Source organism: Streptomyces sp. NBC_00513 (assembly GCF_041431415.1).
GTDB lineage: Bacteria > Actinomycetota > Actinomycetes > Streptomycetales > Streptomycetaceae > Streptomyces.
Genome location: NZ_CP107845.1, coordinates 4,590,433 through 4,603,473, shown reverse-complemented (window position 1 = coordinate 4,603,473; position 13,041 = coordinate 4,590,433). Strand labels below are relative to the sequence as shown.

10 protein-coding genes are annotated in these 13,041 nt (G+C 70.2%); all 10 read right to left on the bottom strand.

What is annotated here, in order from left to right; all coding sequences use genetic code 11:
• Nucleotides 1-58: 58 nt before the first annotated feature.
• From nuoN to nuoE, 10 genes are read right to left on the bottom strand one after another with little or no spacing between them, the layout of a single operon-like run.
• Nucleotides 59-1,687, bottom strand: coding sequence for an NADH-quinone oxidoreductase subunit NuoN (gene nuoN, locus OHA84_RS21330; RefSeq protein WP_107089193.1), 1,629 nt, complete (start codon nucleotides 1,685-1,687; stop codon nucleotides 59-61).
• 23 nt (nucleotides 1,688-1,710) lie between these two features.
• A complete protein-coding gene (locus tag OHA84_RS21325; protein ID WP_266970203.1) occupies nucleotides 1,711-3,327 on the bottom strand; it encodes an NADH-quinone oxidoreductase subunit M in 1,617 nt (538 codons plus the stop codon).
• 1 nt (nucleotide 3,328) lies between these two features.
• On the bottom strand, nucleotides 3,329-5,224 hold the full coding sequence (gene nuoL, locus OHA84_RS21320; protein ID WP_053678966.1) for an NADH-quinone oxidoreductase subunit L: 1,896 nt from the start codon (nucleotides 5,222-5,224) through the stop codon (nucleotides 3,329-3,331).
• Between the two features lie 13 nt (nucleotides 5,225-5,237).
• On the bottom strand, nucleotides 5,238-5,537 hold the full coding sequence (gene nuoK / locus OHA84_RS21315) for an NADH-quinone oxidoreductase subunit NuoK (RefSeq protein ID WP_053678964.1): 300 nt from the start codon (nucleotides 5,535-5,537) through the stop codon (nucleotides 5,238-5,240).
• Nucleotides 5,534-6,346: an NADH-quinone oxidoreductase subunit J gene (locus OHA84_RS21310; protein WP_266949177.1), complete on the bottom strand. Its 813-nt coding sequence runs from the start codon at nucleotides 6,344-6,346 to the stop codon at nucleotides 5,534-5,536. Before OHA84_RS21310 ends, nuoK begins: the two co-directional genes overlap by 4 nt.
• On the bottom strand, nucleotides 6,343-6,981 hold the full coding sequence (gene nuoI, locus OHA84_RS21305; RefSeq protein ID WP_053678961.1) for an NADH-quinone oxidoreductase subunit NuoI: 639 nt from the start codon (nucleotides 6,979-6,981) through the stop codon (nucleotides 6,343-6,345). The genes OHA84_RS21310 and nuoI overlap by 4 nt, the downstream gene beginning before the upstream one ends.
• Entirely contained in the window at nucleotides 6,974-8,344 is a 1,371-nt protein-coding gene (gene nuoH / locus OHA84_RS21300; RefSeq protein ID WP_053678959.1) for an NADH-quinone oxidoreductase subunit NuoH, read from the bottom strand. The genes nuoI and nuoH overlap by 8 nt, the downstream gene beginning before the upstream one ends.
• Nucleotides 8,341-10,848: an NADH-quinone oxidoreductase subunit G gene (locus OHA84_RS21295; protein ID WP_053678957.1), complete on the bottom strand. Its 2,508-nt coding sequence runs from the start codon at nucleotides 10,846-10,848 to the stop codon at nucleotides 8,341-8,343. Before OHA84_RS21295 ends, nuoH begins: the two co-directional genes overlap by 4 nt.
• Nucleotides 10,845-12,212, bottom strand: a complete 1,368-nt coding sequence (gene nuoF / locus OHA84_RS21290; protein ID WP_053678955.1) for an NADH-quinone oxidoreductase subunit NuoF — start codon at nucleotides 12,210-12,212, stop codon at nucleotides 10,845-10,847. Before nuoF ends, OHA84_RS21295 begins: the two co-directional genes overlap by 4 nt.
• Complete coding sequence (nuoE, locus tag OHA84_RS21285) at nucleotides 12,212-13,030, bottom strand: NADH-quinone oxidoreductase subunit NuoE (RefSeq protein WP_266950650.1); 819 nt, start codon at nucleotides 13,028-13,030, stop codon at nucleotides 12,212-12,214. Before nuoE ends, nuoF begins: the two co-directional genes overlap by 1 nt.
• Nucleotides 13,031-13,041: the final 11 nt, after the last annotated feature.

The window sequence follows — 13,041 nt, the reverse complement described above, 5'->3', positions numbered from 1 at the left end:
GCACCACAGGGCCCGGCTCCCCCGAGGGGAGCCGGGCCCTGACACATCCGGAACCGGGTCAGCGGACGAACGTGCTCGCCTGGCCCGCCAGGTCCAGGAAGTACTGCGGGGCCACGCCCAGGACCACCGTCACCGCGACGCCGACGGCGATGGTCGTCATCGTCAGCGGCGAGGGCACCGCGACCGTCGGACCGTCGGCCTTCGGCTCGCTGAAGAACATCAGGACGATCACCCGGATGTAGAAGAACGCGGCGATGGCGGACGAGATCACACCGACCACGACCAGCACGCCGGCGCCGCCCTCCGCCGCCGCCTTGAACACGGCGAACTTTCCGGAGAAGCCGGAGGTCAGCGGGATGCCGGCGAAGGCCAGCAGGAACACCGCGAAGACGGCCGCCGTCAGCGGCGAACGCCGCCCCAGGCCGGCCCACTTCGACAGGTGCGTGGCCTCGCCGCCCGCGTCGCGGACCAGCGTGACCACGGCGAAGGCGCCGATCGTCACGAAGGAGTACGCCGCCAGGTAGAAGAGGACGGACTGGACGCCCTCCGCCGAGGTGGCGATCACACCGGCCAGGATGAACCCGGCGTGCGCGATCGACGAGTAGGCCAGGAGCCGCTTGACGTCGGTCTGGGTCACCGCGATCACGGCGCCCGCGAGCATCGTGACGATCGCGACGCCCCACATCACCGGCCGCCAGTCCCAGCGCAGGCCCGGCAGGACCACGTACAGCAGCCGCAGGAGGGCGCCGAAGGCGGCCACCTTCGTCGCCGCCGCCATGAAGCCGGTGACCGGGGTCGGGGCCCCCTGGTAGACGTCCGGGGTCCACATGTGGAACGGAACCGCGCCGACCTTGAACAGCAGGCCCGTGAGGATCAGCGCGCCGCCGATCAGCAGCAGCGCGTCGTTGCCCATCGTGCCGGCCAGCGCCGGGTCGATCTTCTGGACGGTGCCGTCGACCACGTCCGCGATGACCGCGTACGAGACCGAGCCCGCGTACCCGTACAGCAGCGCGATGCCGAAGAGCAGGAACGCCGAGGAGAACGCGCCCAGCAGGAAGTACTTGACGGCCGCTTCCTGCGACATCAGCCGCTGGCGGCGGGCGACGGCGCAGAGCAGGTACAGCGGGAGGGAGAAGACCTCCAGCGCGATGAACAGCGTCAGCAGGTCGTTCGCCGCCGGGAAGATCAGCATGCCGGCGACCGCGAACATCATCAGCGGGAAGACCTCGGTGGTGCTGAAGCCCGCCTTGACGGCGGCCTTCTCGCTGTCGCTGCCGGGTACGGAAGCCGCCTGCGCGGCGAAGGAGTCCACCCGGTTTCCGTGCGCCGCCGGATCGAGGCGACGTTCGGCGAAGGTGAACACGGCCACGATCGAGGCCAGCACGATGGTGCCCTGGAGGAACAGCGCCGGCCCGTCGACGGCGATGGCGCCCATGGCCGCGGTGTGGGCCTTGGTGGAGCCGTACCCGCCGGCCGCGAGGCCGACGATCGCCGCGAAGGCCGAGGCCAGCGCGGCGACGGCCAGGAACACCTGGACGTAGTGGCGGGACTTGCGCGGGACGAAGGCCTCCACGAGGACTCCGAGGATCGCCGCGCCCACCACGATCAGGGTGGGCGAGAGCTGCGCGTACTCGATGTGCGGGGTGGGGATGCGGGTGGCCGGGTCCCCGGCCGCCAGCGCCCACAACCCCTGGGCAGCAGTCACGGTGCTCACTTCGCCGCCTCCCCGTTCTTGGCGTCGACCACGACCTCTGGCTTCGGGTCGGTCTGTTTCACGTCCGACATGGTGTGCTTCACCGCCGGGTTGACGATCTCGGTCAGCGGCTTCGGGTACACGCCGAGGCCGATCAGGAGCACGATCAGCGGCGCGACCACGAGCACCTCGCGCAGGCGCAGGTCCGGCATGGTGCGGACCTCCTCCTTGACGGGGCCGGTCATCGTGCGCTGGTAGAGCACCAGGGTGTAGAGCGCGGCGAGCACGATGCCCACGGTGGCGATGACGCCGACCACCGGGTACCGGGCGAACGTGCCGACCAGGACCAGGAACTCGCTGACGAACGGGGCGAGTCCGGGCAGCGACAGGGTGGCGAGACCGCCGATGAGGAAGGTGCCGGCGAGTACCGGGGCCACCTTCTGCACGCCTCCGTAGTCGGCGATGAGTCGGGAGCCGCGCCGCGAGATCAGGAAGCCGGCCACCAGCATCAGCGCCGCCGTCGAGATCCCGTGGTTGACCATGTAGAGGGTGGCGCCCGACTGCCCCTGCGAGGTCATCGCGAAGATGCCGAGGACGATGAACCCGAAGTGCGAGATCGAGGCGTAGGCGACCAGCCGCTTGATGTCCCGCTGCCCGACCGCGACCAGCGCGCCGTAGACGATGCTGATCAGGGCGAGTACGAGGATGACCGGCGTGGCCCACTTGCTGGCGTCGGGGAACAGCCCGAGGCAGAAGCGGAGCATCGCGAAGGTGCCGACCTTGTCGACGACCGCGGTGATGAGGACGGCCACCGGGGCGGTGGACTCCCCCATCGCGTTCGGCAGCCAGGTGTGCAGCGGCCACAGCGGGGCCTTCACCGCGAAGGCGAAGAAGAAGCCGAGGAACAGCAGGCGCTCGGTGTTGGTCGCCATGTCGAGGGTGCCCGCGGCGCGGGCGGCGGCGATCTCCTGGAGCGAGAAGTTCCCGGCGACCACGTACAGCCCGATGACGGCCGCCAGCATGATCAGGCCGCCGACGAGGTTGTAGAGGAGGAACTTGACCGCCGCGTAGGAGCGTTGGGCGGCCGCGTTCTCCTCGGATCCGGCGTGGGCCCGGTCCCCGAAGCCGCCGATGAGGAAGTACATCGGGATGAGCATGGCTTCGAAGAAGATGTAGAAGAGGAAGACGTCGGTGGCCTCGAAGGAGATGATCACCATCGCCTCGACCAGCAGGATCAGGGCGAAGAAGCCCTGTGTCGGCCGCCACCGCGAGGAATGCCACGTGGCGGAGCCACTGATCGGCTCGGCCAGGGGGTCGGCGTCGTTCCAGCCGGCGCCGATCACGAAGGGGATCAGCAGTGCGGTGAGCGCGATCAGCACCACCGCGATGCCGTCGACGCCGAGCTCGTAGCGGACGCCGAAGTCGGCGATCCACGCGTGGGATTCGGTGAGCTGGTAGCGGTCGCCACCGGGTTCGAAGCGGACCGCGACGAGCACGGCCAGGGCCAGTGTCGCCAGCGAGAACAGCAGCGCGAGCCACTTGGCGGCGGTCCTGCGGGCGGCCGGGACGGCCGCCGTCAGGATCGCGCCGACCGCGGGCACGGCCGCCGTCACCGTCAGAAGCGGGACATTCATCTCACACCGCCCTCATCAGCAGGGTCGCGGCGATGAGGATCGCCGTGCCCCCGAACATCGAGACCGCGTAGCTGCGGGCATAGCCGTTCTGCAGCTTGCGCAGCCGGCCCGACAGCCCGCCGACCGAGGCGGCCGTCCCGTTGACCACCCCGTCGACCAGACTGTGGTCGACGTACACGAGGGAGCGGGTCAGGTGCTCCCCGCCGCGCACCAGCACGACGTGGTTGAAGTCGTCCTGGAGCAGGTCCCGTCGGGCCGCCCGGGTGAGGAGCGAGCCGCGCGGGGCGACCACCGGTACGGGCTTCCTGCCGTACTGCGCGTACGCGATGCCCACGCCGATGATCAGGACCACGACCGTCGCGGCGGTGATGACACCGGCGCTGAGCGGGGAGTGGCCGTGCTCGAAGGAGGTGACGGGCTCCAGCCACTTCACGAAGGACTCGTTGAAGCTGAAGAGGGCGCCGGCGAAGACCGATCCGAAGGCGAGGACGATCATGGGGATCGTCATGGACTTCGGGGACTCGTGCGGGTCCGGCTCGTGGCCCGCCGCGTCGGGCTGCCAGCGCTTCTCGCCGAAGAACGTCAGGAGCATCACGCGGGTCATGTAGTACGCGGTGAGCGCCGCGCCCACCAGGGTGACCGCACCGAGGATCCAGCCCTCGGTGCCGCCCTTCGCGAAGGCCGCCTCGATGATCTTGTCCTTGGACCAGAAGCCCGACAGGCCCGGGAAGCCGATGATGGCCAGGTAGCCGAGGCCGAAGGTGACGAAGGTGACCGGCATGAACTTCCGCAGACCGCCGAAGCGGCGCATGTCCACCTCGTCGTTCATCCCGTGCATCACGGAACCCGCGCCGAGGAAGAGGCCGGCCTTGAAGAAGCCGTGCGTCACCAGGTGCATGATCGCGAAGGCGTAGCCGATGGGGCCGAGGCCCGCCGCGAGGATCATGTAGCCGATCTGCGACATCGTGGAGCCCGCCAGGGCCTTCTTGATGTCGTCCTTCGCGCAACCGACGATCGCACCGAAGATCAGGGTGACGGCGCCGACCACGACGACCGCGGTCTGCGCGTCCGGAGCGGCGTTGAAGATCGCCCCGGACCGGGTGATGAGGTACACGCCGGCGGTGACCATGGTCGCCGCGTGGATCAGGGCCGAGACCGGGGTCGGGCCCTCCATCGCGTCGCCGAGCCAGGACTGCAGCGGCACCTGCGCCGACTTGCCGCAGGCCGCGAGCAGCAGCATCAGCGCGATGGCGGTCAGCGTGCCCTCGCCCGCCTCGTCCACGGCGCCGAACACCGGCCCGAAGGCGAAGGTCCCGAAGGTGGTGAACATCAGCATGATGGCGATCGACAGGCCGATGTCGCCGACCCGGTTGACCAGGAAGGCCTTCTTCGCGGCGGTGGCCGCGCTGGGCTTGTGCTGCCAGAAGCCGATGAGCAGGTACGAGGCCAGGCCCACGCCCTCCCACCCGACGTACAGCAGGAGGTAGTTGTCGGCGAGGACCAACAGCAGCATCGCCGCGAGGAAGAGGTTGAGGTAGCCGAAGAAGCGGCGGCGCCGCTCGTCGTGCTCCATGTACCCGATGGAGTACACGTGGATGAGCGTGCCCACCCCGGTGATCAGCAGGACGAACGTCATCGACAGCTGGTCGAGTTGGAACGCGACGTCGGCCTGGAAGCCCTCCACCGGGATCCAGGTGTACAGCCGCTGGAACATGGCCCGGTCGTCGCCGGGCCGGCTCAGCATGTCGCTGAACAGGGCCACGCCGATGCCGAAGGAGGCCGCGGCGAGCAGTGTGCCGAGCCAGTGGCCGGCCTTGTCGAGGCGCCGGCCGCCGCACAGCAGCACCGCCGCCCCGAGCAGGGGCGCCGCCACCAGCAGCGCAATCAGATTCTCCACTGTTGAGCGCCCCTTACAGCTTCATCAGGTTGGCGTCGTCGACCGAGGCCGAGTGGCGGGTACGGAAGAACGACACGATGATCGCGAGGCCCACCACGACCTCCGCGGCGGCGACGACCATCGTGAAGAAGGCGATGATCTGGCCGTCGAGGTTGCCGTGCATCCGGGAGAAGGCGACGAAGGCGAGGTTGCAGGCGTTGAGCATCAGCTCCACGCACATGAACAGCACGATCGCGTTCTTCCGGATGAGTACGCCGGCCGCGCCGATGGTGAACAACAGGGCGGCCAGGTAGAGGTAGTTGACCGGGTTCACTTCGAGGCCTCCTCACGGCCGAGGCGCTCCGAGGAGCGCTCCTCCAACGCCTTGAGGTCGCCGATCGCCTCGCTGGAGACGTCGCGGATCTGGCCGCGGGCGCGCAGCGTCTTGCTCACGGTCAGCTCGGACGGGGTGCCGTCCGGCAGCAGACCGGCGACGTCCACCGCGTTGTGTCGGGCGTACACGCCGGGGGCGGGCAGCGGCGGGAGCTGTACGCCCCCGCGCACCCGCTGTTCGGCGAGTTCGCGCTGGCTGGGAGCCCGCTCGGTGCGCTCGCGGTGCGTGAGCACCATCGCGCCGACGGCCGCGGTGATCAGCAGGGCGCCGGTGATCTCGAAGGCGAAGATGTACCGGGTGAAGATCAGCTCGGCGAGGCCCTCGACGTGCCCGGCGGAGTTGACCCGGCCGAGCCCGTTGAAGTGGGTGATCCCCGCGTTGGCGATGCCGGCGATCAGCAGGATGCCGAAGCCGAGCCCGCACAGGACGGCCAGCCAGCGCTGCCCCTTGAGGGTCTCGGTCAGCGAGTCCGCGGCGGTGACGCCGACGAGCATGACCACGAAGAGGAACAGCATCATGATGGCGCCGGTGTAGACGACGACCTGGACGACGCCCAGGAAGTACGCCCCGTTGGCGAGGTAGAAGACCGCCAGGATGATCATGGTCCCGGCCAGGCACAGCGCGCTGTGCACGGCCTTCTTCATCAGGATCGTGCACAGCGCGCCGATCACGGCGACCGTGCCGAGGATCCAGAACTGGACGGCCTCACCGGTGGAGGTGACGGTGGCCGCGGCGGCGATGGCGCTCATGCCCCCACCCCCTCGTGCGTGTCGCTCTCCTCGGCCGCGTCTTCCCCGGCGACCTCTTCCTTGGCGACCTCTCCCTTGGAGACGGCGACCTGCCGGACCGTTCCGGGAGCCGCCCCGGTCACCAGACCCTGGTAGTAGTCGGTGTCGTCGGTGCCCGGGAAGATCGAGTGGGGGGCCTCGACCATGCCCTCCGTCAGCCCCGACAGCAGCTGCTCCTTGGTGTAGATCAGCGATTCGCGGCTGGAGTCGGCCAGTTCGAACTCGTTCGTCATCGTCAGCGCCCGCGTGGGGCACGCCTCGACGCACAGCCCGCACAGGATGCAGCGGGCGTAGTTGATCTGGTAGACGCGGCCGTACCGCTCACCCGGGGAGTAGCGCTCCTCCTCGGTGTTGTCCGCGCCCTCCACGTAGATCGCGTCGGCGGGACAGGCCCAGGCGCACAACTCGCAGCCGATGCACTTCTCCAGACCGTCGGGGTGACGGTTGAGCTGGTGCCGTCCGTGGAAGCGGGGCGCGGTGGTCTTCTGCTGCTCCGGGTACTGCTCGGTGAGCCGCTTCTTGAACATGGCCTTGAAGGTCACGCCGAAGCCGGCCACCGGGTTCTGCCACTTCTCGTTCTGGTCCGCGTCAGACATTCTCTGCACCCTCCTCTCGGTCACTGTCGGAATTCGCCGCGCCACTGCCGATGAGCTCCCGATCACCACGAGGTCGCCTGCGCGGTACGGGTGCCAGGTGCTGGCCGGGCTTGGGCGGTACGGGGAACCCGCCCGCCAGCGGATCGAAGGGCTCCGTCGCCGCCGCCTTCTCGGCCGCCTCCGCCGCCGTCTTGTGCTTCTTGTCGCGGAACAGGTCGGCGACGAAGGACAGCAGCAGGAGGGCGATGACCCCACCGCCGACGTAGAGCACGATCTGCTGGAAGTCGTAGTTCTCGTTCCGCAGGGCCCGGACGGTGGCGACCAGCATCAGCCAGACCACGGAGACCGGGATCAGCACCTTCCAGCCGAGCTTCATCAACTGGTCGTAGCGCACGCGTGGCAGCGTGCCGCGCAGCCAGATGAAGAAGAACAGCAGCAGCTGGACCTTGAGGACGAACCAGAGCATCGGCCACCAGCCGTGGTTCGCGCCCTCCCAGTAGGTGGAGATCGGCGCGGGGGCCCGCCAGCCGCCCAGGAAGAGGGTGACCGAGACGGCGGAGACGGTGACCATGTTGACGTACTCGGCCAGCATGAACAGCGCGAACTTGATCGACGAGTACTCGGTGTTGAAGCCGCCGACCAGGTCGCCCTCGGACTCCGGCATGTCGAAGGGGGCGCGGTTCGTCTCGCCGACCATCGTGATGACGTAGATGATGAAGGAGACCGGCAGCAGGATGATGTACCAGCGGTCCGCCTGTGCCTCCACGATCGCCGAGGTCGACATGGACCCGGAGTAGAGGAAGACCGAGGCGAAGGCCGCGCCCATCGCGATCTCGTACGAGATCATCTGCGCGCAGGAGCGCAGGCCGCCGAGCAGCGGGTACGTGGAGCCCGAGGACCAGCCGGCGAGGACGATGCCGTAGATGCCGACCGAGGCCACCGCGAGGATGTACAGCATCGCGATGGGCAGGTCGGTCAGCTGCATCGTGGTGCGCTGGCCGAAGATCGAGACCTCGTTGCCCGCGGGCCCGAAGGGGATCACCGCGATGGCCATGAACGCCGGGATCGCCGCGATGATCGGGGCGAGGACGTAGACGACCTTGTCGGCCCGCTTGACGACGATGTCTTCCTTCAACATCAGCTTCACGCCGTCGGCGAGCGACTGGAGCATGCCCCAGGGGCCGTGCCGGTTCGGGCCGATGCGCAGTTGCATCCAGGCGACGACCTTGCGTTCCCACACGATGGAGAACAGCACGGTCACCATCAGGAAGGCGAAGCAGAAGACCGCCTTGAGGAGGACGAGCCACCAGACGTCCCGACCGAACAGGGACAGGTCCTCGGCAGCGATGTGCAGGGTGCTCACGCGCCCACCTCCGCAGTGGTGTCGTCCGCGGCGGCCGGGGTCGCCGGGCCGATGCGTACGAGGGTGCCCGGACGGGCGCCGGTGTCGGCGAGGACGCCGGCCCCGGTGGAGTTCATCGGGAGCCAGACCACCCGGTCGGGCATCTCCGTGATCCGCAGCGGCAGTTCCACGCGGCCGGTCGGGCCGGTCACCGCGAGGACGTCGCCGTTCTTGACGCCCGTCTCTGCGGCCGTGGCGGCCGACAGGCGGGCACTGGCCTCGTGCCGGGTGCCGGCCAGGGCCTCGTCGCCGTCCTGGAGCCGGCCCTGGTCGAGCAGCAGCCGGTGGCCGGCGAGGACGGCCTCGCCCGCGGCGGGGCGGGGCAACTGCACGGTGTCCGCGGACTGCGCGGTGGCGCGTTCCCCGGCCCAGGGACCGAGCCGGTCGATCTCCCGGCGTACGGCGTGCACGTCGGGCAGGGCGATCGGCCGGTCGGCGGCGTCGGCCAGCATGTGCAGCACACGGCCGTCGGCCGGGGCGAGCCGGCGGGTCATCTGGTCGGGCTTCAGCGCCGCCTCGAACGGCCTGACCCTGCCCTCCCAGTTGATGAACGCGCCCGCCTTCTCGGCGACCGCGGCCACCGGGAAGACCACGTCGGCGTGGTCGGTGACCTCGCCGGGCCGCAGTTCCAGGGAGACCACGAAGGCCTCCTGGAGGGCGATCCGGGCGCGGGCCGGGTCCGGCAGGTCGGTGATCTCGACGCCGGCGACCAGCAGGGCGGACAGTTCGCGCCCGGCGGCCGCCTCGACGATCTGGCCGGTGTCGCGGCCGTAGCGGTGCGGGAGTTCGTCCAGGCCCCAGGCCGTGGCGACCTCGCCGCGGGCCCGCGGGTCGGTGGCCGGACGGCCGCCCGGCAGCAGGGCCGCGAGGGCGCCCGCCTCGACGGCGGCCCGCTCCCCGGCCCGCCGCGGGATCCACACCAGCTGCGCGCCGGTGGCGGCGGCGGCCCGGACGGCCGCGGTCAGCGCGCCGGGCACCGCCGCGAGGCGCTCGCCGACGACGATGACCGCACCGGTCTCGCGCAGCGCGTCGGCCGCGGCGTTGCCGCCCTGCTCCAGACCGGAGCGGGAGGCCAGCGCGTCCAGCCACGCGGGCTCGGTGCCGGGGGCGGCGCCCAGCAGGGTGCCGCCCGCCTTCTCCAGGCCGCGCGTGGCGAAGGGGGCCAGCGCGAACGTCCGCTGCTTGTGCTTGCGGTGCGCCTTGCGCAGCCGCAGGAAGACTCCGGGGGCCTCCTCCTCGGACTCGATGCCGACGAGGAGGACGGCGGGTGCCGCCTCCAGCGCGGAGTACGTGACGCCCTTGCCGTCGAGGTCCCGGCCGGTGCCCGCCACCGAGGAGGCCAGGAACTCGGACTCCTCCGCGCTGTGCACCCGGGCCCGGAAGTCGATGTCGTTGGTGTCGAGGACGACCCGGGCGAACTTGGCGTACGCGTAGGCGTCCTCGACGGTGAGCCGTCCGCCGGTCAGCACGCCGGCCCGGCCGCGGGCCGCCGCGAGACCGTTCGCCGCCGCCTCCAGGGCCTCGGGCCAGCTCGCCGGGGCGAGGACCCCGTCCGTGCCCCGCACCAGCGGGGTGGTGAGCCGGTCGGGGCGCTGGGCGTAGCGGAACCCGAAGCGGCCCTTGTCGCAGATCCACTCCTCGTTGACCTCGGGGTCCTCGGCGGCCAGTCGCCGCAGCACCTTGCCGCGCCGGTGATCGGTCCGGGTCGCGCAGCCGCCCGCGCAGTGCTCGCACACGCTCGGGGAGGAGACGAGGTCGAAGGGGCGGGAGCGGAACCGGTAGGCGGCGGAGGTGAGCGCGCCGACCGGGCAGATCTGGATGGTGTTGCCCGAGAAGTACGACTCGAACGGGTCGCCCTCGCCGATGCCGACCTGCTGGAGCGCGCCGCGCTCCAGCAGTTCGATCATGGGGTCGCCGGCGACCTGGTTGGAGAAGCGGGTGCAGCGCGCGCACAGCACGCACCGCTCGCGGTCGAGCAGCACCTGCGTGGAGATCGGGACCGGCTTCTCGTAGGTCCGCTTGTGCCCGTCGAAGCGGGAGTCGGAGTTGCCGTGCGACATCGCCTGGTTCTGGAGCGGGCACTCGCCGCCCTTGTCGCAGACCGGGCAGTCCAGCGGGTGGTTGATGAGCAACAGCTCCATCACCCCGCGCTGGGCCTTGTCGGCGACCGGGGAGGTCAGTTGGGTCTTGACGACCATGCCGTCGGTGCAGGTGATGGTGCAGGAGGCCATCGGCTTGCGCTGGCCCTCCACCTCGACGATGCACTGGCGGCAGGCGCCGACGGGGTCGAGGAGGGGGTGGTCGCAGAACCGGGGGATCTCGATGCCGATCTGTTCGGCGGCCCGGATGACCAGCGTGCCCTTCGGCACGGACAGTTCGATGCCGTCGATGGTCAGGGACACCGTGTTCTCCGGCGGCACCGCCGCCTCGCCGCCACCGGCGGGGGCGTTAGTGGTGACGGTCATGCGTTCACCTCCGTGTCAGCCCAGAGGGTCGACTTCCTGGGGTCGAAGGGGCAGCCCTTGCCCGTGATGTGCTGCTCGTACTCCTCGCGGAAGTACTTGAGCGAGGAGAAGATCGGGCTGGCGGCGCCGTCGCCGAGCGCGCAGAACGACTTGCCGTTGATGTTGTCGGCGATGTCGTTCAGCTTGTCGAGGTCGGACATGACGCCCTTGCCGGCCTCGATGTCGCGGAGCAGCTGGACGAGCCAGTACGTGCCCTCGCGGCAGGGGGTGCACTTGCCGCAGGACTCGTGGGCGTAGAACTCGGTCCAGCGGGTGACGGCCCGCACCACGCAGGTCGTCTCGTCGAAGCACTGGAGCGCCTTGGTGCCGAGCATCGAGCCGGCGGCGCCCACGCCCTCGTAGTCGAGGGGGACGTCGAGGTGCTCGTCCGTGAACATCGGGGTGGAGGAACCGCCCGGGGTCCAGAACTTCAGCCGGTGCCCCGGGCGCATCCCGCCGCTCATGTCGAGGAGCTGGCGCAGGGTGATCCCGAGGGGGGCCTCGTACTGGCCGGGTCCCGAGACGTGCCCGGAGAGCGAGTACAGCGTGAAGCCGGGGGACTTCTCGGTCCCCATCGCCTTGAACCAGTCCTTGCCCTTGTTCAGGATCGCGGGAACCGAGGCGATGGACTCGACGTTGTTGACGACAGTGGGGCAGGCGTAGAGCCCCTCGACGGCGGGGAAGGGGGGACGCAGCCGGGGCTGACCGCGCCGGCCTTCGAGGGAGTCGAGCAGTGCCGTCTCCTCGCCGCAGATGTAGGCGCCCGCTCCCGCGTGCACCGTGATGTCGAGGTCGAGTCCGCTCCCGAAGCCACTCTTTTCGCGATCTTCGGCCTTGCCGAGGTAGCCGGCCTCGTACGCCTCGCGCACGGCCTCGTGCAGACGGCGCAGCACCGGCACGACCTCGCCGCGCAGGTAGATGAAGGCGTGCGTCGACCGGATCGCGTAACAGGCGATGATCATTCCCTCGATGAGGGAGTGCGGGTTCGCGAAGAGGAGGGGGATGTCCTTGCAGGTTCCCGGCTCCGACTCGTCCGCGTTCACGACGAGGTAGTGCGGCTTGCCGTCGCCCTGCGGGATGAACTGCCACTTCATCCCGGTGGGGAAGCCCGCGCCGCCGCGCCCGCGCAGACCGGAGTCCTTCACGTAGGCGATCAGGTCGTCCGGGGTCATCGCGAGCGCCTTGCGCAGGCCCTCGTATCCCTCGTGACGCCGGTAGGTCTCCAGCGTCCAGGACCGCTGCTCGTCCCAGAACGCCGACAGCACGGGCGCCAGGAGCTTCTCCGGGCTGGTGCCGTTCTCGCTGATCTCGGGTGCCATCGTCATCACTCCCCCTCCTCGGCTGCCGGTCCGGCCGGGTGGTCGGGGTCGGACGCCGACGTCTCCTGTGGCGCGTCGTGCGAGCTGAGGTGCCGGGAGCCGGGCATCGGCGCGTCGTGCGGGGCCTCGCCGCGCGGGGCGACCACCCGGCCGCCCTGCTGGGGGGCCTCGCCGCGGAAGAGCCGCAGCCCGATCAGCGAGGCCGGGCCCGCTCCGCCGGTCGCCTCGACCGCGCCCTCGCGCTCGTCGGGGAACCCGGCCAGGATCCGGGCCGTCTCCTTGTACGTGCACAGCGGCGCGCCGCGGGTCGGTTCGACCGGGCGGTCGGCCAGCAGGTCGTCCACCAGTGCCTTGGCCGACTGGGGGGTCTGGTTGTCGAAGAACTCCCAGTTGACCATCACCACCGGGGCGAAGTCGCAGGCCGCGTTGCACTCGATGTGCTCCAGCGTGACCTTGCCGTCGGGGGTGGTCTCGTTGTTCCCGACGCCCAGGTGTTCCTTGAGCTCGTCGAAGATCGCGTCGCCGCCCATCACCGCGCACAGGGTGTTCGTGCAGACGCCCACCTGGTAGTCGCCGGACGGCTTGCGCCGGTACATGGTGTAGAAGGTCGCGACGGCCGTGACCTCGGCGGTGGTCAGGCCCAGCACCTCGGCGCAGAAGCGGATGCCGGTGCGCGAGACGTAGCCCTCCTCGGACTGGGTCAGGTGCAGCAGCGGCAGCAGCGCGGAGCGACTGTCGGGGTAGCGGGCGATGACCTCGGCGGCGTCCGCCGCGAGCCGCTCGCGCACCTCCGCCGGATAGTCGGGGGCCGGCAGCTGGGGCATGCCCAGGCTGA